The 21,460-nt window shown below is 55.5% G+C and carries 20 protein-coding genes; 14 read left to right on the top strand and 6 right to left on the bottom strand.

The window, feature by feature from the left end; all coding sequences use genetic code 11:
* The first annotated feature begins 80 nt into the window (after window positions 1-80).
* Window positions 81-1,673 (top strand): MFS transporter, encoded by a 1,593-nt coding sequence (locus FFI90_RS10850; protein WP_144778019.1) that lies wholly within the window; start codon window positions 81-83, stop codon window positions 1,671-1,673.
* Window positions 1,674-2,130: 457 nt separating this feature from the next.
* On the opposite strand, the gene FFI90_RS10845 is transcribed toward FFI90_RS10850, so the two are convergent.
* Entirely contained in the window at window positions 2,131-3,636 is a 1,506-nt protein-coding gene (locus FFI90_RS10845; protein ID WP_144778018.1) for an MFS transporter, read from the bottom strand.
* A gap of 43 nt (window positions 3,637-3,679) precedes the next feature.
* Window positions 3,680-4,141 (bottom strand): universal stress protein, encoded by a 462-nt coding sequence (locus FFI90_RS10840; RefSeq protein ID WP_144778017.1) that lies wholly within the window; start codon window positions 4,139-4,141, stop codon window positions 3,680-3,682.
* Window positions 4,142-4,434: 293 nt separating this feature from the next.
* Between FFI90_RS10840 and FFI90_RS10835 the strand changes: the two genes are divergently transcribed.
* Window positions 4,435-5,757 carry an MFS transporter gene (locus FFI90_RS10835; protein ID WP_144778016.1) on the top strand — a complete coding sequence of 441 codons (1,323 nt, stop codon included), beginning with the start codon at window positions 4,435-4,437 and terminating at the stop codon, window positions 5,755-5,757.
* Between the two features lie 56 nt (window positions 5,758-5,813).
* Here FFI90_RS10835 and FFI90_RS10830 read toward each other — a convergent pair whose 3' ends face one another.
* On the bottom strand, window positions 5,814-7,166 hold the full coding sequence (locus FFI90_RS10830) for a hypothetical protein (RefSeq protein WP_144778015.1): 1,353 nt from the start codon (window positions 7,164-7,166) through the stop codon (window positions 5,814-5,816).
* Window positions 7,167-7,391: 225 nt separating this feature from the next.
* Here FFI90_RS10830 and FFI90_RS10825 point away from each other — a divergent pair, with 225 nt between their 5' ends.
* Window positions 7,392-8,246 carry an ion transporter gene (locus FFI90_RS10825; protein ID WP_144778014.1) on the top strand — a complete coding sequence of 285 codons (855 nt, stop codon included), beginning with the start codon at window positions 7,392-7,394 and terminating at the stop codon, window positions 8,244-8,246.
* Here the strand turns inward: FFI90_RS10825 and FFI90_RS10820 are convergent.
* Window positions 8,202-8,579, bottom strand: coding sequence for a SirB2 family protein (locus FFI90_RS10820; RefSeq protein WP_144778013.1), 378 nt, complete (start codon window positions 8,577-8,579; stop codon window positions 8,202-8,204). The two genes, FFI90_RS10825 and FFI90_RS10820, sit on opposite strands and share 45 nt — an antisense overlap.
* Window positions 8,580-8,705: 126 nt before the next feature.
* Here FFI90_RS10820 and FFI90_RS10815 point away from each other — a divergent pair, with 126 nt between their 5' ends.
* The 3 genes from FFI90_RS10815 to fabB all read left to right on the top strand — a co-directional run bounded on the left by FFI90_RS10815 (window position 8,706) and on the right by fabB (window position 11,846).
* Window positions 8,706-9,890, top strand: coding sequence for an NnrS family protein (locus tag FFI90_RS10815; protein ID WP_144778012.1), 1,185 nt, complete (start codon window positions 8,706-8,708; stop codon window positions 9,888-9,890).
* Between the two features lie 223 nt (window positions 9,891-10,113).
* A complete protein-coding gene (fabA, locus tag FFI90_RS10810; RefSeq protein ID WP_144778011.1) occupies window positions 10,114-10,623 on the top strand; it encodes a bifunctional 3-hydroxydecanoyl-ACP dehydratase/trans-2-decenoyl-ACP isomerase in 510 nt (169 codons plus the stop codon).
* A gap of 11 nt (window positions 10,624-10,634) precedes the next feature.
* Entirely contained in the window at window positions 10,635-11,846 is a 1,212-nt protein-coding gene (fabB, locus tag FFI90_RS10805; protein WP_144778010.1) for a beta-ketoacyl-ACP synthase I, read from the top strand.
* Here the strand turns inward: fabB and FFI90_RS10800 are convergent, their stop codons facing one another.
* Window positions 11,847-12,203, bottom strand: coding sequence for a helix-turn-helix transcriptional regulator (locus tag FFI90_RS10800; protein WP_144778009.1), 357 nt, complete (start codon window positions 12,201-12,203; stop codon window positions 11,847-11,849).
* A 160-nt stretch (window positions 12,204-12,363) separates the two neighbouring features.
* Here FFI90_RS10800 and trhP point away from each other — a divergent pair, with 160 nt between their 5' ends.
* From trhP to FFI90_RS10760, 8 genes are all read left to right on the top strand, one after another.
* Complete coding sequence (gene trhP / locus FFI90_RS10795) at window positions 12,364-13,683, top strand: prephenate-dependent tRNA uridine(34) hydroxylase TrhP (RefSeq protein ID WP_144778008.1); 1,320 nt, start codon at window positions 12,364-12,366, stop codon at window positions 13,681-13,683.
* Window positions 13,684-13,926: 243 nt separating this feature from the next.
* Entirely contained in the window at window positions 13,927-15,375 is a 1,449-nt protein-coding gene (gene sufB, locus FFI90_RS10790) for a Fe-S cluster assembly protein SufB (RefSeq protein WP_144778007.1), read from the top strand.
* A 70-nt stretch (window positions 15,376-15,445) separates the two neighbouring features.
* Window positions 15,446-16,219, top strand: coding sequence for a Fe-S cluster assembly ATPase SufC (gene sufC / locus FFI90_RS10785; RefSeq protein WP_144778006.1), 774 nt, complete (start codon window positions 15,446-15,448; stop codon window positions 16,217-16,219).
* Window positions 16,220-16,231: 12 nt separating this feature from the next.
* Window positions 16,232-17,521, top strand: a complete 1,290-nt coding sequence (sufD, locus tag FFI90_RS10780) for a Fe-S cluster assembly protein SufD (protein ID WP_144778005.1) — start codon at window positions 16,232-16,234, stop codon at window positions 17,519-17,521.
* Window positions 17,522-17,526: 5 nt separating this feature from the next.
* A complete protein-coding gene (locus FFI90_RS10775; protein WP_144778004.1) occupies window positions 17,527-18,780 on the top strand; it encodes an aminotransferase class V-fold PLP-dependent enzyme in 1,254 nt (417 codons plus the stop codon).
* Window positions 18,781-18,793: 13 nt separating this feature from the next.
* Window positions 18,794-19,147, top strand: a complete 354-nt coding sequence (locus tag FFI90_RS10770) for a HesB/IscA family protein (protein ID WP_144778003.1) — start codon at window positions 18,794-18,796, stop codon at window positions 19,145-19,147.
* A 38-nt stretch (window positions 19,148-19,185) separates the two neighbouring features.
* On the top strand, window positions 19,186-19,728 hold the full coding sequence (gene sufT / locus FFI90_RS10765; protein WP_144778002.1) for a putative Fe-S cluster assembly protein SufT: 543 nt from the start codon (window positions 19,186-19,188) through the stop codon (window positions 19,726-19,728).
* Window positions 19,729-20,190 carry a SufE family protein gene (locus tag FFI90_RS10760; RefSeq protein ID WP_144778001.1) on the top strand — a complete coding sequence of 154 codons (462 nt, stop codon included), beginning with the start codon at window positions 19,729-19,731 and terminating at the stop codon, window positions 20,188-20,190.
* A gap of 25 nt (window positions 20,191-20,215) precedes the next feature.
* On the opposite strand, the gene FFI90_RS10755 is transcribed toward FFI90_RS10760, so the two are convergent.
* The gene (locus tag FFI90_RS10755; RefSeq protein WP_246123536.1) at window positions 20,216-21,385 is read right to left on the bottom strand and encodes a flagellar assembly protein T N-terminal domain-containing protein; all 1,170 of its coding nucleotides are present in this window, start codon (window positions 21,383-21,385) and stop codon (window positions 20,216-20,218) included.
* Window positions 21,386-21,460: the final 75 nt, after the last annotated feature.

Raw genomic sequence — 21,460 nt, 5'->3', positions numbered from 1 at the left:
TTCACTTTGCACAATGGCGTCGGGAAGCCCGGAAACCGCGCCCAACGCGGTCCAGGGCACGCTAACCGAGGAGTACTGTCATGGCTAAAACCAACGCCGACATCGAGCACTGGGATGTCGAAAGTGAAGAGTTCTGGGAACGGGAGGGCAAGCGTGTCGCCTCCCGCAACCTGTGGATATCCATTCCCAGCCTGTTAATGGGTTTTGCGGTATGGCTGATGTGGGGAATGATCACCACCCAGATGAAGAACCTGGGATTCGCCTTCAGCATTGAGCAGCTTTTCACACTCTCGGCCATTGCCGGTTTGTCAGGCGCCACGTTGCGGATCCCGGCGTCGTTCATGATCAAAATTGCAGGTGGGCGCAACACCATATTTCTGACCACCGCCCTGCTGATGATTCCTGCTGCCGGCACCGGCATTGCATTGATGAATCCGGATACGCCGTTCATCGTTTTCCAGGCTCTTGCATTGCTCTCCGGTATCGGTGGCGGCAACTTCGCCTGCTCCATGAGCAACATCAGCTCTTTCTATCCTAAAAGCAAACAGGGTTACGGCCTTGGCATGAACGCTGGCCTGGGCAACTTCGGTGTTACCACCATGCAGGTTCTGATACCACTGGTGATGACCATCGGCGTTTTCGGCGCCCTGGCCGGTGGCCCCCTGGAACTGCAGGCCCCCAGTGGCACCCTGATTGGTCGCATCGAAGCCGGCACGGACACCTGGATTCAGAACGCAGGTTTCATCTGGCTGGTTTTCCTGATTCCGCTGGCGTTCGCTGGCTGGTTCGGCATGAACAACCTGAAAGTCGTCACCCCGAACCCGGGCAGTCCGGTTTCGGCTTTCAGCAAAATTCTTGGGCTTTATGGCGTGGGCATGCTCGCGGCCATCGTCGGGGTCTGGGCACTTAGCATCATGAGCATGTGGCTGGCTCTGCCGTTGACCATCGTTCTGACTGTGGTTCTGCTGCGCCTGATCCCTGGCGACATCAAGCCCAACATCAAAAACCAGTTTGCGATCTTCAGCAACAAGCACACCTGGTCCATGACCGTGCTGTACATTCTGACCTTCGGCACCTTCATTGGCTTCTCTGCCGCTCTGCCTTTGTCCATCAGTGTTATTTTCGGCAACATGATGGACGTGGCCGCTGACGGCACCGTTACCCGAGTAGTGAATCCGGATGCACCAAGCGCTCTGACCTGGTCGTGGATCGGACCCTTGGTGGGCGCTCTGATTCGCCCTGTGGGCGGCTGGATTTCCGATAAGGTAGGTGGCTCCATTGTCACCCAGATTATCTCCGCCATCATGGTCGTCGCTTCCGTGGCCACTGGTTATGTGATGATGCTGGCCTACAACTCCACCGACCCCAACAGCCTGTTCGTGGTATTCATGATTCTGTTTGTCGTGATCTTCGCGGCCAGCGGCATCGGCAACGGCTCCACCTTCCGCAGCATTGGCTACATTTTTGACCAGCAGCAGAAAGGCCCCGTACTGGGCTGGACCAGCGCCATCGCCGCCTACGGTGCGTTCATTGCGCCCAAGTTGCTGGGGCAGCAGATTCAGGCAGGTACACCAGAAGTGGCGATGTATGGCTTCGCAGTGTTCTACGCTCTGTGTCTGGTGGTGAACTGGTGGTTCTACCTGCGCAAAGGTGCGTATATCAAGAATCCTTAAACGTTCCTCAAAGACACGCAAGTAAACAAAAAGCCCGCAGGGGGTAACTCCGGCGGGCTTTTGCTATGGGCCTTACTAAACAAGGCCGGCCTACCCGCACCAAGATTACCTGAACGTCTTAACCCCACCACCTCTACCAGAAATGCTCCTGCCTATGACCTTGTGTCTACAGCCTGTGACCGGCAGTCATACGCAGCGCAGGCTCCGCCCCACGGGCCATCCCAGCGGGCATGTAGCAACACCCATACCTCCCTGCACACCGACATGGGAGAGGCTCACACCTCATACCAGGAGCCCCGGATCGAGCCTCAACAATGGCTGCAAACATGTGGACCCACTACAAACAGACATCCAACCCATCAATACAGTCGGCGCAACCGGTACATAAGCACCCACAAAAAAGCCCCGCCGGGATCACTCCCGGCGGGGCTTGGGTTCGAGCTATATTACTTCAGCATCACGCCTTACCGAGTGCTGCCTGGCGCTTACGCTCTTCGTCTTCGATCTGAAGGTCTACAGAAGACACATTATACTCTTCAGCAAAACCGGACTCCGGCTCTTTCAGCCACATCAGGCACAACACCCAGCTGATAAAGGCGCCGCCAGCGATGATGAAGAAGAACTGGTTAGGTGTTACGAAGGTAAAGATAGTCAGATAAACCACCGCACCCACGTTACCGTAAGCGCCCGCCATACCGGAAATCTGCCCGGTCAGGCGACGCTTGATCGACGGGATAATACCGAAGGTTGCGCCTTCTGCGCCCTGCACAAAGAAGGAAGTGAATACAGTGATTGCCACAGCAATAATCAGCGGCCAACTGGAGTTGAGCAGGCCCATCAGTGCGAAACCAACCGCAATACCAAACATGTAACTGAGCATCACGAAGCGGCGGTTACCCATGCGATCGGAAACCATGCCGCCCATGGGGCGGGCAACCAGATTCACGAATGCGAAGGAAGCGGCAACCATACCTGCGGCAGCAGCGCTCAGGCTCCAGGTTTGCTCAAAAAACATCGGCAACATGGAGACCACCGCCAGTTCCGCACCAAAGTTGGCAAAGTAGGTACTGTTCAGCGCAGCAACACTGTTGAACGGATACTTGTCGTCTTCCGGAACACCTTTTTTCAGGATAGGCAGGTTCACCCGAAGAATCTGCGCTATTTGGTAGCACACGATCGCAACGATGACTACGTAGGCAATAATCGCACCGGTCACGCTCAGGTAGCCCATGTTTTCAATGCGCCATACCAGGATTGCCAGAACGCCAATCAGGGGAATGGTCCACAGAATCAGCTTTACCATATCGCCCCAGGTGCTGACCTCCAGCGCGGTCGCTTTACGCGGCTTGCGGTGAACGGTCCCTACCGGGCCGTCGGTAACAGCAAACCAGTAGTAAACGCCGTATAGCGCCATCACGATAGCGCTCTGGGCAATGGCCCAGCGCCAGCCGTCATCGCCGCCGTACATCTGCAGAGCAATGGTAGGCAGAGTCAGTGCCGCCGCTGCGGAACCGAAGTTACCCCAGCCTGCGTAGAAACCCTCGGCAAAGCCGATATCGCGGGGTTTGAACCACATGGCTGTCATGTGGATGCCCACTACAAAGCTGGCGCCGATGGAGCTGAGCACCAGTCGGCTGACCAGCAGCTGGGTCATGGTGTCGCCAAACGCGAAGGTGAGCGCCGGAATGGACATCAACACCATCAATATAGAGAACACCCGGCGCGGGCCAAAGCGGTCAAGAGCCATGCCCACAAGGATGCGCGCGGGGATCGTCAGTGCCACGTTACAGATAGCGAACAGGCGCAGGTCGTCCGGGGTCAGCCAGTCGACACTCTTGAGCATGCTGGACGCCAACGGCGCCATGTTGAACCATACGTAGAATGTGATAAAAAACGCAATCCAGGTCAGGTGCAGGGCCTTGATCTCTGGATTTTTGAAACCGAATACGTCTGCGACTTTCATTTAAGCCTCCGTGGGCTCTCAGCTCTTTCAGTGCCAGCAGCTGTTAGCAGCTGGGCAGGATAAGTAACGGGCACTGGACACGGCGCGCAAGAAACGAGCTGACCTTGCCGAACGTCATGTAATCCAGTTCGTCCACGAAGTAGTTCAGCGAACGGGCGATCAGGCCGCCGTCCACCTCTTCACTGTGGCGAGCGATAACAAGCATGCCGGGCCTGATCTTCTTCTCCGCGGCATAAAGCAGCATCTTGCGGGCATCGCCCTCCAGAAGCAGTGTTTCTGAGGCAACACCCTCTCTCTCGCAAACCACCTGTGCATCAACAAGATGCTGCTTCAACTCGGCCAGCTCCTCCTGGAACATGTCTTCGTTTCCGGCGGTGATGTCTCTCGGGTTTTCTGCTACAGCCACCAGGGCAATCTGCGGTTTCAGTTCGCGAAACATCGTAATCGTCTGGACCAGGGCCAGCTTTGCGTTCCTGGAGCCGTCGTAGGCAATCATAATTTTCATAGCAATCTCCAGTGGCGGTAATGCCACTCAAACGCAGCGCGCCAATTGATATTGGTCAGCATTAGCCCACACTCCACACCCATGCATAATTGATTAAAATCAAAAGGCACAGCAGGTACCCCACCAGTGCAATCAGGGCTGTACTCCCTCCCATAAAATCCCCGCCAACGCCTACCACCAAGCCATCCCGCTAGAGGTACCTCCATTGCCCTCACCCCAAAAAACCGGGTTTTGATATTGTTACAAAGACCATAAACACAGGTCGTTAAATGCAGACAAGGAACGCCACCACAATGATCTTGCCAACCAAACCACAGCAGCATCGAGCACTTGGCCTTTCCACACTGGCGTTCACGCTTTGCTTCGCGGTTTGGACGATTTTTTCCATTATCGGCATCCGCATTGCCGAAGATCTGGGCCTTTCGGACACTCAGCTTGGCCTGCTTATGGCCACTCCCATCCTGACCGGTTCAATCAGCCGGCTGTTCCTTGGTATCTGGACCGATCGTTACGGCGGGCGCTGGGTGTTTGGCATACTCATGCTGACCACTGCAGCCTGTGTTTACCTGCTGACCTTTGCCACTACCTATCCGATGCTTCTCGTGGGAGCCCTTGGCGTTGGCCTGGCCGGAGGCGCCTTTATCGTAGGCGTGGCCTATACCGCCGCCTGGTTTGAACCCGCCCGTCAGGGCACAGCTCTGGGCATCTTCGGCGCAGGCAATGTCGGTTCTGCTGTAACCAATTTCGGCGCGCCCTTTTTGCTGGTGGCACTGGGTTGGGAGGCTACTGCGCAGATTTATGCGTCGGTGCTGGCGGTTATGGGCGTTGTTTTTATCCTGCTGGCTAAAGAAGATCCGGTTTCTGCTGGTCGTAAAGACGACGAGCAGAAACGTTCGTTTATGGAGCAGATGGAGCCGCTGAGGGATCCACGGGTCTGGCGCTTTTCGCTTTACTACTTTTTCGTGTTCGGGGCTTTCGTGGCTATGGCGCTCTGGCTACCACACTATCTGATTGGCGTTTACGGTCTGGACATTCGAACAGCCGGCATGATCGCCGCGCTCTACACCATTCCGGCATCACTGTTCCGGATTCTGGGGGGCTGGATGTCCGACCGCTTTGGCGCGCGGCGTGTGATGTACGGGACATTTATCGCATCGGTTATCTGCACGTTCCTGTTGAGCTATCCGCCTACGGATTACGTGGTACACGGAATAGAAGGCGACGTACGCTTCAAGCTCGAAATGAGCTTGCCAGTGTTCGTGGTGCTGATTTTTACCCTGGGATTTTTCATGTCCCTCGGTAAAGCCGCCGTATACAAACACATACCGGTCTACTACCCAATGCATGTTGGCGCTGTCGGTGGCGTGGTCGGAATGATTGGCGGGCTCGGTGGTTTTATCCTGCCACTGACATTCGGCGCTCTGAATGACTTTACCGGTATCTGGCAGAGCTGCTTTATGCTGATGTTCATCATTGCTGCCGCGGCGCTGGCGTGGATGCATTACGCCATTCGTTCAGCTGAGCGCGTCGAGTGGGCCGCGAATAAGGAGCAGACCGACTTGCCGGAACTGGCGTCACCGCAACTGTTCTACCCGCTCAACCGGAAAAAGCCGTAACCGGATATTGCTCTGCCGCTGGCAGCCCTCTCCTTGACGGGCAGCCAGCCTTCCACTCATTCGTCATGGGGAATAGGATCCGGGTTCCGGTCCCAGCCCACCAGAGCGAGGGTTGCGACTACGCCAATCAACAAGCCTATCCAGGGCTCAAAGAAAGCAAGACAGGCGCCAATCAGAACCACCGTTCCCCTTGAGGTATTGTCCCTTGGAATAGACATGGCAATATAGGCGCAGGCAAAGCCGGTGAGAACCAGCGTCAGTGACAGCGCAATGCCCAGCAGCGGCTTAAGCCCGGTCAGCAGGGGCAGCAGGAAATAAATAAACGGCAAACCCATCAGGTAATAGGACGCCAGGCCGCTGTGCAGGCTATTCATTGCCGTAGGCCCCTGCTTCCAGCGCTGCACCACGATCACATGCACACCTGTCCACACGGCTCCCTGGGTCGGGAAGAAGGGTGCAACAATTCCCATGAGCGCGTTGCGAATCGACAAGGAAAAGTGGGTACGATTGAGATTTATGTCGATGTGCTCGTCTTTACGAGTTTTCAACCCTTCCCTTAACACCTCATTGCCGGTGACAAGGTCGCCGAAAAGTATGATGTAGGCGATCAGCGCCAGGGGAATGCTTTGTATCAGCATCTCGCGGGACGGCCAGCCATTGGCCAGCGGCGAAGCTTTCGCCATGGCCTCACCCAGAGGCGGCACAATAAATCCCCACTGGATATCGAAGTTCACTTCGCCCACCAGGGGCCCGATAACCGCCGCTGCCAGAAAACCGGGCAACAGGCCCAGCGATCCCAACATAAAGAAAAACCGGTTTCGCGCTTTGAGCTTCTGCATGGGAATCGAGAAAGTGAAGATCAGGCAGATACCGCAAGCAAGCGCGGTTGCAATGGGCTGTTCAAGCAGAAAACGCTCTGCATCATCAACGAAGACCCGCTTGAGCGCAGCAATCGCGGCGCCCAGTATAATGCCAGCCTTGAGGGTATCGGGTAACCAGATGACAAAACGACGACCCAGGCCAGTAATACCGAGAACCAGAACAAGCGATGCGAAAACCAGGCTTAGCGCCGTCATTGCCTGGAATCTGCTGGCCGGGTCATCATAGCCGCCGATCACAAAGGCCAGAATCAATGGCAGCGCTGGCGTTATCCATCCGGCGGCGTAGGGTTCACCAAACACGATAACAGCTGAAGCAATCAGAGAAGCATGAATCATCGACAGGGCAACGGCTTCTTCAAAGCTCAGACCGAAGAACGCTGTCATGACCGGAATCAACGCCAGGCCCGTGGCAGCAGAAACAAAAAGCCCCTGTAAAAACTCGGGCCAGCACAACCGCGTATGGTAGAAAGGAACGCGGAACGTGAAAGGCCCCCAGCGCCACCCGGCCAACTCAGGTCTTTCTTTCATGGAATGTCACTCGTTTTTGGAATTGTTATGTGTGCTCCGATTATGGAAAAGCTTGCAGCACCAAACGAATGAATAATTCTGATCCCGCTGCATAAATCATGTTTATTGTGCCCGAGGCGCTGCTTCTGCCACTGACAGCCTCCGGGCACCATTCAAGCTATCCTATTGCAGCGCAGCCCTTTAGAATTCAGCCCTCCCCCGAATGATCTGGAGCCTTTGTCTGCCATGTTGCCCCAACTAAGCCCCACTTCCGGTTTTAACCAGCTACACCGAATTGAGTCCAGTACGCTTTTTCAGGGCGTGGTCATCACGATTATCATTCTTTCCGCTTTAACCATTGGCGCCAAGACCTATGACCTGCCGCCCCTGGTAGAGCAGTCACTGAGCGTGATGGATACCGCTATCACGCTGTTTTTCCTGATCGAGATTCTGTTCCGCTTTGCGGCCAGCCCGGCCAGACGGCGCTTCCTGATGGACGGCTGGAACCTGTTTGACACACTCGTGGTGGTTGGCAGCCTTATCCCTCTCGACAACTCTGAAGCCGTCTTGTTGGGGCGGTTGTTGCGAGTCTTCCGGGTGTTGCGTCTGGTGTCGGTGGTGCCTGAGCTGCGGTTCCTGATCAATTCTCTGCTCAAAGCCATTCCGCGCATGGGTTACATCGCGCTTCTGATGTTTATCATTTTCTATATCTATGCGGCGATGGGCTCGATGTTCTTTGCCAGCGTTGACAATGAGCTTTGGGGCGATGTCGCGATATCGATGCTGACGCTGTTCCGGGTAGCCACGTTCGAGGACTGGACCGATGTGATGTACGCGACCATGGAGCAATACCCACTAAGCTGGATTTACTACCTGACCTTTATTTTTCTGACGGCGTTTGTTTTTCTGAACATGATGATCGGGGCGATTCTGGAGGTTATGAGCGAGGAACAAAACGCTCAGCAGGCCCGGCAGGCTCACGATGAGCGCGATGAAATTACGCGCCAACTTCGAGAGGTGCAGGGCCAACTGGCCGAGCTAATAAGCTACACCAAGTCAGAACAGAACGGGTTTGGTCATCGCAAGGTGAAAGATGAATGACACCTGGAGCAAGGCCAGAACGGCTGCAACAATACGCACGGGGCGTGATACGGTGACTCTCAACGCGAACAGCCCGGCAGCGATGTAGCCCAGCAACAACACGATTTTAGCCAGAATCCAGCCTTGTTCCAGCGGGTTCCAGCCGCCAACAAATAGCAGACTGATAGCTGCGACCAGCAGTACAGTGTCGTTGGCGTGGGGAATCCAGCGCAGCGGCGTCTGGCGCCAACCAGGCCTTCCCACGGCGTCCATCAGCAGTCTCAGCGTGAACAGGATGACCGTCAGGTAGGCTGTGGACATGTGGAGAGTTTTCAGGATCACGTATGTACTCATAAATCATTCCATTGTGAATCAAAACGATAGCGGCATTGTACGCAAAGATACCACCAACCGGGTATGTTATTTCTGGCCACATGCGTTTAACATATAACTAATATATATGTATTAGCAGGAACCAACATGCAGGCTATTCCTACATCCGCTCAGGCCGATTCCGCCAGTGTCAGCCAGCTTTTCGGCTATCCATTCCGCATTTTCTTTCTGTCGATGACGCTGCTGGCGCTGCTGGTCGTTCCTCTATGGGTTTTGCAGGTAACCGGTGTCATCAACCTGCCCCTCGCTATGCCGGGGCTGTTCTGGCACCAGCACGAGATGCTGTTTGGTTTTCTGTCTGCCGCTATCGCCGGTTTTTTGCTGACCGCCGTCTGCGTATGGACTCAGACCGAGCGTACTCACGGCTTCCGGTTGGTGTTGCTGTGGGGTGTATGGCTGGTCGGGCGCCTGCTTCTGGCCTTTGGTGCTGATTTGCCGGACTGGCTGGTTCAAGGTTTTAATCTGGCTTTCCTTCCGCTGGTAATGCTGGATGCCGGATGGCGTGTCTGGCACGCAAAGCAAAAGCGTCAGCTTATGATTCTGGTGGTTCTGGGCTTGCTGTGGCTGATGCAAATAGGCTTTGTTACCCGTCTGGACATGGCCTTCAGCCACGGCGCGTTAATTATGTCTATGGCACTTATCAGTATTGTGGGTGGGCGCATCACCCCCGCGTTCACAACAGGCTGGCTGCGCCAGCATGGGCTGGATGCCGCCGCCGTAAAAACCATTCCGGCGCTGGATATGGCAACGCTCTTCTCGATGATCTTGCTTACCGCATCGCTGGTGACAGGCTGGCAAACTCTCACGGGGATTCTGGCAATCTTAGCCGGCACGCTCATGCTCGTTCGCCTGGTCAACTGGAAAGGCTGGCTTGCTCGCAAGGAACCCCTGCTGTGGGTTCTTCATCTGTCCATTCTCTGGGTGCCGGTTTCTCTGTACCTTCTCGCGGGCACGCTTTTCGCGGGTTGGCCATCCAACGCCTGGAGCCATGCGGCGGGTACCGGCGCTATCAGCTGTCTTATTCTGGGAGTCATCGCCCGAGTGACTCTTGGCCACACTGGCCGGCCTCTGGTGCTGCCAAAAGGCATGGTTATCGCGTTTGTTGCCATTCAGATGGCAGCTTTGATCCGTGTGCTTACCGCGTTTGATTTTATTCCCTGGCATCCAGGGATCGGCAGCAGCAGCCTGCTCTGGATTTTCGCCTACGGCATGTTTCTGGTGCGCTACACCAAAATACTTGCAAGCCCCAGACCTGACGGCCGCCCGGGCTGAGGGGGGGGGGGGGGGCAGCGCAACTTATCTCTGATGCAATTTAAAAAGGGCAGGTTCGTGGAGAGCCTGCCCTTTTTTCTATCCTGAATTCCGCCTTTTGACGAACATTTGGCACTTGCAACTACACCGCTTAAACGTTAATCATCCACTAATGGTCAATAGCGACTCGCGAAATAACAGCTAAAGTGACAATAAATCATTCTGTAACAGAGACTATGGCACTATGAACCCGGATCATTTTGACAAAGAAGACCTGATTAAGTGTGGTCATGGCAAACTTTTCCCGGGCGCCACGCGGCTGCCCATAGATGAGATGCTGATGGTTGACCGCGTCACCCACGTGGGAACCGACGACGGCCTTTACGGAAAAGGCAGCCTGGTGGCAGAGCTGGACATCAATCCGGATCTCTGGTTTTTTAAAGTCCATTTTGTCGACGACCCCGTCATGCCCGGCTGTCTCGGCCTTGATGCCATGTGGCAACTGGTTGGTTTTTACCTAGCGTGGGACGGCAGCGAGGGCAAAGGTCGCGCACTGGGCGCCGGAGAAGTGAAGTTCACCGGCCAGGTTCTGCCCACAAACAAAAAAGTGCGCTACTACCTCGACATCAAGCGCGTGATCAAACGTAAACTCACGCTAGCCATTGCCGACGGACGCATGGAAGTGGATGGCAGAGAAATCTACACGGCTAAAGACCTGCGGGTTGGCGTATTCACTTCCACCGATGATTTTTAGGAGTTAACAAGATGCGGCGTGTTGTTATCACCGGTATGGGGATTGTCTCCAGCCTTGGCACTAACCAGAAAGAAGTAACCCGCTCCCTGAAGGAGTCCATCCCAGGTATCGGCTTCAGCGAAGAAGCCCGTGACAATGGTTTGCGCAGCCATGTATGTGGCCAGATCAATCTGAATTTGCCGGACTTGATCGACCGCAAGCTTCTGCGCTTCATGTGCCCGGCTGCAGGTTACACCTATCTCGCGGCCTGCGAAGCCATTGAACAGGCTGGATTGACCAAAGAGCACCTCACAGCTAACAGCACCGGCGCCGTTTTTGGTACCGGCGGCGCATCAACTGTTGAGCTTCTCGATGCGATCGACACCCACCGCGCCAAAGGCATTCGTCGCGTTGGGCCTTATCGCGTGCCCCGCACTATGGGCAGCTCAATCAACGCTACCATCGCAACGGCATTTGGCATTACTGGTATCAACTACGGCATTACCTCAGCCTGCGCCACCAGCGCACACGCTATTGGCCATGCTGCAGATCAGATTGCTCTGGGGCGTCAGGATGTCATGCTTGCCGGCGGCGGCGAGGACATCCACTGGACCCTGAGCCTGATGTTTGATGCCATGGGTGCGCTTTCAACCAAGTACAACGATACCCCTGAAAAGGCATCCCGCACCTACGACAAAGACCGTGATGGTTTTGTTATCTCCGGAGGCGGTGGCACCGTGGTGCTCGAAGCCTTGGAGCATGCCGAGGCTCGCGGTGCGAATATCATTGCGGAACTGGTTGGTTTTGGCGCTACATCAGACGGTGCCGACATGGTTGCACCCAGCGGCGAAGGCGCCATACGTTGCATGCAGCAGGCCATGAAAAACCTGGACGGCGAGATCAGCTACATTAACACCCACGGCACCAGCACACCGGCCGGCGATGTCACAGAACTGACAGCGCTGAAAACGACCTTTGGCGACAAGATACCGCCGCTAAGCTCAACCAAGCCTCTGTGCGGCCACGCTCTTGGCGCAGCCGGCGTTCATGAAGCCATCTACAGCATGATCATGCAGCGGGAAGGTTTTATAGCACCCTCAGCCAATATCGAGAACCTGGATGAAGGTGCTGAAGGTTATCCGATAGTACGCGAGCGCATGGATAACCAGAACCTGGATCTCGTTATGAGCAACAGTTTTGGCTTCGGCGGCACTAATGCAACCTTGGTGTTCAAGAAGTACTGATCAGGAAAGCCTGACAGAGCGATATTCAGCCGGCGAAGTGCCCATCCAGCGCTTGAATGCCCGGCTGAATGCGCTCAGTTCAGAAAACCCGAGCTGCTCGGCAATCTCCACCAGCGGCTTGGTTTTATCCTGCATGTAAGTCAGCGCCTGCTTACGGCGCACATCTTCCAGCAGACGGGCAAAGGTTAACCCTTCCCGCTTCAGTTTCTTGTGAAGCGTGTACCGGCTCATGTGCAACTGCGATGCCACCACTTCAACACCCACCTTGCCACGGGCAAGCTGAATACTGATCAGTGAACTCACTCTGTTACTCAGTGAAACCCGCACCACCTCTGGGCCCAGAGGCTCTAATCCCATTCTGTGATTCTCCTTATTCATGAATACTGACCCACTCAATCCGGCATACAGCGTACACATGTTAGCCGAAAATAATCAATAAGACGTTTGAGCGGGGTCAAGGGAAAGCGCAATAGCTTGCGGCAAAATAGCCAGCCACCGATTTATCCGGAGCACCCCAATGATCATCCCGGAACTGCTGGCACCCGCTGGCACTCTCGAGCACCTTGAAACCGCGTTCGCCTATGGCGCGGATGCGGTCTATGCCGGCCAGCCGCGCTACTCTCTACGGGTGCGCAATAACAGCTTCAAAGACACCGCGGCGCTGGGCGCAGGCATCCAACGCGCCCACACTCTGGGTAAACAGTTCTATCTGGTCTCGAACATAGCACCCCACAATGACAAGGTGCGCTCCTATCTGAGAGATCTGGAACCGGTGCTCGAATACAAGCCGGACGCTCTGATCATGTCAGACCCTGGCCTGATTATGCTGGTTCGGGAAAAGTGGCCAGACCAACCTATTCACCTGTCGGTTCAGGCCAACGCGGTAAACTGGGCGACGGTGGAATTCTGGCGTCGCCAGGGCATCAGCCGGGTCATTCTGTCCCGGGAGCTCGCCCTCGGTGAAATCCGGGACATCCGTGAGCGGGTTCCGCAAATGGAGCTGGAGGTGTTTGTTCACGGCGCACTGTGCATGGCCTATTCCGGGCGCTGCCTGCTCTCCGGCTATATGAATCACCGAGACGCCAACCAGGGTGCCTGCACCAATGCCTGTCGCTGGGACTACAAGGAAGTGCAGCATACCCACGACCACACCGGCGACCTGATTGCCACGTCAGACACCAGCGATGTGCATAGCTACGAGCCGAAAGAAATCCTTCTGGAGGAGCCCAACCGCCCAGGCAGCTTTATTCCCGCCTACGAGGATGAACACGGCACTTACATCATGAACTCCCGGGATCTGCGCGCAGTGCAGCACGTGGCGGAGCTGGCGGCAATGGGTGTGCACTCACTGAAAATAGAGGGGCGCACCAAAAGCACCTACTACGTGGCCCGCACCACCCAGGTGTATCGCCGCGCCATTGATGAAGCCGCAACAGGCAAGGCATTTGACATGAGCCTGATGAACGAGCTGGAAGCTTTATCCAACCGCGGGTACACCGAAGGGTTTCTGCGCCGCCACATGCCTCAGGAATACCAGACCTACGAAAGGGGCTCGTCCTATCTGGGCACACAGCAAGTGGTTGGCACTATCACCGATGATGACGGCAATTGGCTGACCATCAATGTAAAGAACAAGTTTGCACCTGGCGACCAGCTAGAACTGATCACGCCATCCGGCAATCTGTTGTTCGCGATACCGGTTATGGAAAATTTGAACGGCGTCGTTATGGATTGCGCCCCCGGCAGTGGCCACATTGTTCGCATACCCCGCCCGCCGCACACTCCCGATTCGCTGCAGCACAGCTACCTTACCCGCATTCTGCCACCCGAAGCCTGATACCCCATCAGGCCTGGAACTCCGTATAAACTCATACCCAAGCGCTCTGCGCCCGTCAGGCTTAGCCTCTGACGGGTGTATTGCGATATAATCGATTTTCCCATAATTTAATACCTGACTAATTTACTCTGGTATTGTACAATCCTGTACCAGAAGCATTAAATTAGCCTCCCGCAACCCACTCTGGTTGCCGGCAAACCAAAGGGCCTCAGAGCCCGCGAGAGAGAATACGGAGCGACGATCATGGCGACCACCGACCAAGAGGTGAACGAACTGATCAAACGGGAATACGAACACGGTTTCGTAACAGAAATCGAAGTTGATACGTTCGAGCCCGGTTTGAATGAAGACGTTATCGCCCGCCTTTCTGCCATCAAGAAAGAGCCGGAATTCATGTTGGAGTGGCGCCTCAAGGCCTATCGTCGCTGGCTTGAGATGAAAGAGCCTGACTGGGCGCACGTGGGCTACCCAAAAATCGATTACAACTCAATTTCCTACTACTCCGCTCCCAAGCGCAAAGAGGACATGCCCCAGAGTCTCGACGAAGTAGACCCCGAGCTCCTCAGGACCTACGAAAAACTGGGCATCCCTCTTCACGAGCGTGAGAAGCTCGCGGGCGTGGCCGTGGACGCGGTGTTTGATTCCGTATCCGTAGCCACCACGTTCAAAGAGCCACTGGCGAAAGCCGGTGTTATTTTCTGCTCAATCTCGGAAGCTGTCCGCGACTATCCGGAGCTGGTTCAAAAATACCTCGGTTCCGTAGTACCCCACACCGACAACTACTTTGCCGGGCTGAACGCCGCCGTATTCTCCGACGGAACCTTCGTTTATGTTCCCAAGGGCGTTCGCTGCCCCATGGAGCTATCTACCTACTTCCGCATCAACGCAGCAAATACTGGCCAGTTCGAGCGCACGCTGATCATTGCTGACGAAGGCAGCTACGTTAGCTATCTGGAAGGCTGCACCGCCCCCATGCGCGACGAAAACCAGCTGCACGCAGCGGTGGTAGAGCTGGTCGCACTGGACGACGCTCAGATCAAATACTCGACGGTACAGAACTGGTACCCGGGCGACGAGAACGGCAAAGGTGGCATCTATAACTTCGTCACCAAACGCGCGGCCTGCATCGGCAAAAACTCCAAGGTTTCCTGGACCCAGGTTGAGACGGGCTCGGCAATTACCTGGAAGTACCCAAGCTGCATCCTGCGCGGCGAAAACAGTGTCGGCGAATTCTACTCAGTAGCACTCACCCACAACTACCAGCAGGCTGATACCGGCACCAAGATGATTCATCTGGGTAAAAACACTTCCAGCACGATCATCTCAAAAGGGATTTCTGCCGGCAAAAGCTCCAACGCCTATCGCGGTCTGGTCAAGTTCGGCCCCCGCGCGGAGGGTGCGCGCAACTTCACCCAGTGCGATTCGCTGCTGATTGGCGACCGCTGCGGTGCGCACACGTTCCCGTACATCGAGAGCCTGAATAAATCCGCGATCGTGGAGCACGAGGCCACCACATCCAAGGTTAGCGATGAGCAGATGTTCCTTTGCCGCCAGCGTGGCATCGATCCGGAGCAGGCCGTTTCCATGATTGTGAACGGTTTCTGCAAAGAAGTTTTCAAGGAACTTCCTATGGAGTTTGCGGTTGAAGCCGGCAAGCTTCTTGAGGTGAGCCTCGAAGGGTCCGTCGGCTAAGGCGGCATGAACCCAAAGCATTGCATAAGCAAACAGAATTCAGACGGTTAAAATAGAGAGAAGCCTACAAATGCTGAGCATCAAAAACCTGCACGCCTCCGTTGGGGGGAAAGAGATCCTCAAGGGCATCAACCTGGAAATCAAAGCCGGGGAAGTACATGCCATCATGGGCCCGAACGGGTCAGGCAAAAGTACCCTTTCCCAGGTGCTCGCAGGGAACGACGCATTTGAAGTCACCTCAGGTGAAGTTACTCTGAACGGTGACAACCTGCTTGAGAAAGAAACCGAAGAGCGGGCGCGAGAAGGCGTGTTCCTGGCGTTTCAGTACCCCGTAGAGATTCCGGGCGTCAGTAACCTGCAGTTCATGCGCACATCTGTGAACGCCATGCGCCACCACAGGGGCGAGCCGGAAATGAACGCGGCTGAATTCATGAAGCTGGCGCGGGAAGTTTCAAAGCAGGTAGACCTGGATCCCGCATTCCTCAAGCGCGGCGTAAATGAAGGCTTCTCCGGCGGTGAGAAAAAACGTAACGAAATCATGCAGGCTCTCTTGCTGCAGCCGAAGCTGGCCATTCTGGACGAAACCGACTCGGGGCTGGACATCGACGCCCTCAAGGTAGTTTCAGACGGCGTGAATGCCTTACGCGCAAAAGACCGCGCAATCCTGATGGTGACTCACTACCAGCGCCTGCTAGATCACATCGTACCGGATTACGTGCACGTTCTGGCCGATGGCAAAATCGTGAAATCCGGTGGTCGCGAGCTGGCTCTGGAGCTGGAAGCGCGCGGCTACGCTTGGCTTGGTATCAAGGATGAAGCAACTGCAGCCAGCTCAGCCAACTAAGGAGATCGCGGAATGAAACCAGCACCAACTCTTCTTTCCACCGCGTTCCTGCACCCGGCTGGCCAAGCGCTACCTGGGCCCCTTCTCGCGTTGCGCAAGCAGCGCGGCGCTGCCTTGGTGGATATGCCTCTGCCGACGCGTAAAACCGAAAACTGGAAGTATTCCAGCAAGTACCTGAAGCTGACTGACGAAATGGCTACATCACTGCCAACCGACGGTAAGACCGGCAGCGCACTGGCCGTGCCGGGCTACAAGGTGGTTTTCATCAATGGCGTGATGGTGCCGGAAGCCAGCGAGTATCCGGATCTGAACAATATTCTTATCCAGCGCTTCGGCGACCTGTCCGATGCAGAAGCCAGCGAATTGGCTGAGCGTCTGGACACGACCCTCGACACCAAAGCCGTGCAGTTCGCAGGTCTGAACTCAGCACGCTTTGAAGACGGCCTGGTAATTCGCCTGAAGCCGGATGCCGTTCTTGATCAACCTCTGTTTATCATCCATGAGGTGACCGCAGACGCCAGCGGATCCGCCTTCCCACGCATTTTTGTGGACGCAGGTCGCAACAGCCAAATTACTTTGGTTGAAGAGTATATTTCCAGCGGCCAGGAAGCGGTTTTTGTAAATTCTGTAACCGAGTTTACCCTTGCAGAAGGTGCGAACGTTACCAACATTCGCCTGAGCATGGGCGGCGAGAACGTGCAGCACATCGGCGCCACTGGTGTAACACAGCAACGCAGCTCACGCTTTCAGAGCCACTGCGTAGGATTTGGCGGTCCCCTTCGTCGCCACGACCTGCAAGTGCGATTGGAAGGCGAAGGCGCTGAGTGCAAGCTCAACGGCGTAGTTGTGACCCAGGGCACCCAGCACTACGACAACCACACCACCATTGAGCACATAGCGGCCCATTGCGACAGTGAAGAAACTTATCGCAACATCGCGGCGGACAAGTCTCACGCTGTATTCAATGGCCGAATTCATATTCATCAGGATGCACAGAAATCCAACGCGAATATGAACAACAAAAACCTGCTGCTTTCCACCGGTGCAGAAATCGACACCAAGCCCGAGCTGGAAATCTATGCTGATGACGTAAAATGTGCCCATGGGGCAACCATCGGACAGCTCGACGAAGAGTCGCTTTTTTATCTGGTATCACGTGGCATCAGCCGCAGGGAAGCCAACGTACTGCTGACCATGGCATTCATCAACGAATTGGTAGCCCAGATCCCGGTGGACGCCGTAAAAGACACGGTACAAACCCGGCTTAATCAGTTCTTTGATCAAGCATTTCAGGAGGCCTGACCGGTATGACTGACCTGTCCGTGGTAAACACAGCGACCCTAAAGGCGTTTGATGTACAAACCATCCGCCGTGATTTCCCTATTCTCTCACAACAGGTGAACGGGAAACCGCTTGTGTATCTGGACAATGGTGCGTCGGCGCAAAAGCCACTCGCTGTTCTGGATGCCATGGACCGCTATTACCGGGAAATGCACTCCAATGTACATCGGGGCGCCCACACCCTGGGCGACCGTGCCACAGCGGCATTTGAAGGTGCCCGCGAAACAGTGCGCAGCTTTCTGAATGCACGCAGCACACAGGAAATCATCTGGACAAAGGGCACTACCGAGGCCATTAACCTGGTGGCAAATGGCCTGGCACCGAGACTTAAAGCCGGCGACGAAATTCTGGTAAGCCGCATGGAGCACCATGCCAACATCGTGCCCTGGCAGATGATCGCCGAACGTACCGGCGCAAAAGTGGTGCCGATTCAGGTCTCGCCAGAAGGCGAGCTGGATATGGATTCGTTCACCACCCTTTTGACTGAGCGTACCCGCGTACTGGCCATCACCCATGTTTCCAACGTTCTGGGCACCATCAATCCCGTTACAGCGATGGTGAGTCAGGCCAAGGCTCGCGGCGTCATTACCCTGCTTGATGGCGCGCAGGCAGTACCCCACTTTCAGCCGGACGTGCAAACACTGGATTGCGATTTCTACGTGTTCTCGTCCCACAAGCTGTTTGGCCCAACGGGCATTGGCGTACTTTACGGCAAAGCCGCGCTACTGGAAGAAATGCCTCCGTACCAGGGCGGCGGCGAGATGATTGAACGGGTATCCTTCGAGCGCACCACCTGGAATGTCCTACCCTACAAATTTGAGGCCGGCACACCGGCTATCGCCGAAGCCGTAGGCCTGGGCGCTGCTATCGACTACCTGAGCCACCTCGACAGAGCGGCAATGGAAACGGCCGAAAATGCGCTCCTGCAGCGCGCCAACCAACTGGTTGAAACTGTCCCTGGCATGAGCATTATCGGTACTGCAGCGCACAAAGTGCCTGTAATATCTTTTAAAATCCAGGGCTTGCACCCGAGTGACATAGGGACCCTACTGGACCAGCAAGGCATCGCCATTCGTACCGGCCACCACTGCGCCATGCCGCTGATGGATTTCTACGGAGTTCCCGGTACAGCCCGGGCCTCCTTTGCGTTTTACAATACACTGGATGAGGTGGAACAATTGTTTACCGCCTTACAGAAAGTCCAGCGCCTGTTTGCCTGATGGAGGAGACACCATGACCGCAGAAGTCTTCACACCGACCGTAGGCGTCACCATGACGCCAAGTGCCGTCAAGCACGTGCGCAAGCAACTCGACAAAGCATCGAGCGCCAAAGGAATTCGGTTGGCGATCAGAAAAAGCGGATGCTCCGGCTTCAAATACGAAACCCAATGGGTGGATGAAGCGTCGGACGACGACAGAATATTCCACATTGATGGCGTTGATGTGTTTGTGAAAGAGGAACACCTGTCCTTGGTGAATGGCATCGAGATCGACTTCGTTACCGAAGGCGTGAACTCCATGTTCCAGTTCCGCAATCCAAACGCCACCGCCGAGTGCGGGTGTGGTGAGAGCTTTACCGTAAGCTGATTCCGCCCCTCGCTGCGCCAAAAGAGGTTTAACCAGGCATGCAAGAACGTGAAGTCGTCCTGACCAAACGCGAGGTGGAAGCCCGCCTTGTTCCAACCGGAACGGAAATCATGATTCCGGTAGACAGCTTTGTAACCATCACGCAGTCACTGGGTGGCACTTTTACGGTTGCGGTTAATGGCAACCTCGCCCGCATCGAAGGCCACAACGCCGATGCTCTGGGCAAAAAACCGCTGGAAAGCAGCTTTGAGACGCCGGCAGACGGGTCCATCAACGAAAACCAGGTGTGGGAAGCCATACGCAACTGCTACGACCCGGAAATTCCGGTTAACGTGGTGGATCTGGGTCTGATCTATGAATGCCGGATCGAAAATAATACGGCTGAAGGCAACCATGTTTTCATACTGATGACTCTCACGGCTGCAGGTTGCGGCATGGGACCCGTTATTACTGAAGATGTGAAGGTCAAGGTTGAGCACGTACCCAACGTAGATAAGGTAACCGTTGAGCTTACTTTTGATCCGCCCTGGAACAACGACATGCTTACCGACGAAGCCAAACTCGAACTGGGAATGTTATAAATGCCAGCGACAGAACAGGATTTTATGGACAACCCGCTCGGGGAAAACCCGACGCTTGAGGACGTGCTGGACAGCTTCGAGTTTCTGGACGACTGGGAAGAGCGGTACGCATTTATTATCGACCTTGGCAAACAGCTGCCGGCGTTTCCGGACGATGCGCGAATCGAAGAGAACTATGTTCACGGTTGCCAGAGCCAGGTATGGCTGATTTCCCATTATGACGAAACCAGCGGAAAGCTCTATTTACTCATTGATTCCGATGCGCTGATCGTGCGCGGTCTTGCTGCACTGATCCTGGTTGCGCTTAATGGCAGGCCTCCCAGAGACCTGCTGGCAACGGACATCGACGAGCTGTTCGAACGATTGGACCTGTTCAATCACATATCCCCGACCCGCGGCAACGGTCTGCGCTCCATGGTCGGAAAGATCCGCGATATCGCAGCTGCTGAAGTGGCGGCCTGATCAAGCTCACCGGCCTTACGGTGAGCTACCAGATAATGGCAATGTCGTCGCGCTGAATGTTAACCTGCCCACCAACCTGGGGCATACGGCCGTTACTGAAGTCCGGATGAACATTGTTGAGCGTCACCTTCATCTGGCTGTCACTCAGCTCCGGCGTTCCTCCCAACGAATCAAAATACCGGGCACTGCGATACAGATTCAGTTCATCTCCCGGCCTTAAACCAGCTGTCGCACCTGATGCCAGCGTCACGAGTTGCCCGTCTACCCGGGTAATACGTGTCATAAAGGGCTGGCACGCAAGGGCTTCGGTTGTTGCCTGCGCCATGTCGCCGATAACACCGGCCACGGCCTCTCCGTAGTGTGTTTTCCGGAACCCTTCAGAGCCGAATCCCGCGGCACTGCCGGGGCCTGCATTCCAGTCGGCTGCGGTTTCAAAACGCTGCTGATAGACCGGCGAGCCACTGAAACCATCCAGAACCACCATATCCACCACAAAGCGACGGCGCATATCCGATGCACCGATGCCCCGCTTCATCTTATCGAGAACGGAAGAGCCCCAGGCGGCAGGATCTGCAACACCAACATCCCGGATAACGCCGGCCACTACAAATTGAACCCCCATTTCCCGCGCCACCTGAATCACATTCGTAAGGCGGTTACCGCCCTGCTGTACCGTCGGCGCATTCAGGAGGTCGGAAAACAAGTGCGTGCTGGTGGTCGAAAACACCTGAAGATTGCCGGTTTCCCGCAGGTCTTGCTGAAGCAATTGCGGCAGGATTTCGCCAGCATCATCAATGCGCCCCACCCTGGCCTGATCCGGATACAGCAGTGGGAATCCGGTAACCGCTATCCGCTTCTTCAACCGCCCGGCCTCTCCGCCATCGCAACTTGCCTTCCCGGCGGAGATATCGCCACGCACTGTCACACGAAGCAGATTGCCGCTACGGTGCTCATCAATAACTTTCACATTCCGTGCCCTGGCGCTTGAAGCCAGGCGCATTCTGGACTCTGTCAGAACACCGTTTTCCATGGTGTCGCTAGTGCTTACCTGAGCCTCATACTGCAGGGCAAGATCTCGCATGGCCGCGTTGCGCGCTTCAGCACGGGCAGAGGTAAGATCATCGTCATGGATATTGGCATGACCCACGCCCTCCAGAACAACGGCGTGAGCGCTGCTAGCCAGCATCAGCGGCATCAATGAACACCAAAGTGCCAATCGCACGCACTGCTTTATAAACCCGCGCATCGTTCCCTACCCGTTTGTTCGTTC

The organism is Marinobacter maritimus, assembly GCF_007671675.1.
GTDB classification, from domain to species: Bacteria; Pseudomonadota; Gammaproteobacteria; order Pseudomonadales; family Oleiphilaceae; genus Marinobacter; species Marinobacter maritimus.
The sequence above is the reverse complement of the archived record's forward strand: the minus strand, read 5'-3'. Positions and strand labels throughout refer to the sequence as shown.

What these genes read in the sequence shown, in the direction of transcription:
- fabA (WP_144778011.1), top strand. Translation starts at nt 10,114, where the DNA reads ATGAACCCGGATCATTTTGACAAAGAAGACCTGATTAAGTGTGGTCAT.
- FFI90_RS10760 (WP_144778001.1), top strand. Translation starts at nt 19,729, where the DNA reads ATGCCAGCGACAGAACAGGATTTTATGGACAACCCGCTCGGGGAAAAC.
- FFI90_RS10840 (WP_144778017.1), bottom strand. Translation starts at nt 4,141, where the DNA reads ATGAAAATTATGATTGCCTACGACGGCTCCAGGAACGCAAAGCTGGCC.
- sufB (WP_144778007.1), top strand. Translation starts at nt 13,927, where the DNA reads ATGGCGACCACCGACCAAGAGGTGAACGAACTGATCAAACGGGAATAC.
- FFI90_RS10835 (WP_144778016.1), top strand. Translation starts at nt 4,435, where the DNA reads ATGATCTTGCCAACCAAACCACAGCAGCATCGAGCACTTGGCCTTTCC.
- FFI90_RS10850 (WP_144778019.1), top strand. Translation starts at nt 81, where the DNA reads ATGGCTAAAACCAACGCCGACATCGAGCACTGGGATGTCGAAAGTGAA.
- FFI90_RS10755 (WP_246123536.1), bottom strand. Translation starts at nt 21,385, where the DNA reads ATGCCGCTGATGCTGGCTAGCAGCGCTCACGCCGTTGTTCTGGAGGGC.
- FFI90_RS10775 (WP_144778004.1), top strand. Translation starts at nt 17,527, where the DNA reads ATGACTGACCTGTCCGTGGTAAACACAGCGACCCTAAAGGCGTTTGAT.
- FFI90_RS10800 (WP_144778009.1), bottom strand. Translation starts at nt 12,203, where the DNA reads ATGGGATTAGAGCCTCTGGGCCCAGAGGTGGTGCGGGTTTCACTGAGT.
- sufT (WP_144778002.1), top strand. Translation starts at nt 19,186, where the DNA reads ATGCAAGAACGTGAAGTCGTCCTGACCAAACGCGAGGTGGAAGCCCGC.
- FFI90_RS10770 (WP_144778003.1), top strand. Translation starts at nt 18,794, where the DNA reads ATGACCGCAGAAGTCTTCACACCGACCGTAGGCGTCACCATGACGCCA.
- trhP (WP_144778008.1), top strand. Translation starts at nt 12,364, where the DNA reads ATGATCATCCCGGAACTGCTGGCACCCGCTGGCACTCTCGAGCACCTT.
- sufD (WP_144778005.1), top strand. Translation starts at nt 16,232, where the DNA reads ATGAAACCAGCACCAACTCTTCTTTCCACCGCGTTCCTGCACCCGGCT.
- fabB (WP_144778010.1), top strand. Translation starts at nt 10,635, where the DNA reads ATGCGGCGTGTTGTTATCACCGGTATGGGGATTGTCTCCAGCCTTGGC.
- FFI90_RS10845 (WP_144778018.1), bottom strand. Translation starts at nt 3,636, where the DNA reads ATGAAAGTCGCAGACGTATTCGGTTTCAAAAATCCAGAGATCAAGGCC.
- FFI90_RS10830 (WP_144778015.1), bottom strand. Translation starts at nt 7,166, where the DNA reads ATGAAAGAAAGACCTGAGTTGGCCGGGTGGCGCTGGGGGCCTTTCACG.
- FFI90_RS10820 (WP_144778013.1), bottom strand. Translation starts at nt 8,579, where the DNA reads ATGAGTACATACGTGATCCTGAAAACTCTCCACATGTCCACAGCCTAC.
- FFI90_RS10825 (WP_144778014.1), top strand. Translation starts at nt 7,392, where the DNA reads ATGTTGCCCCAACTAAGCCCCACTTCCGGTTTTAACCAGCTACACCGA.
- FFI90_RS10815 (WP_144778012.1), top strand. Translation starts at nt 8,706, where the DNA reads ATGCAGGCTATTCCTACATCCGCTCAGGCCGATTCCGCCAGTGTCAGC.
- sufC (WP_144778006.1), top strand. Translation starts at nt 15,446, where the DNA reads ATGCTGAGCATCAAAAACCTGCACGCCTCCGTTGGGGGGAAAGAGATC.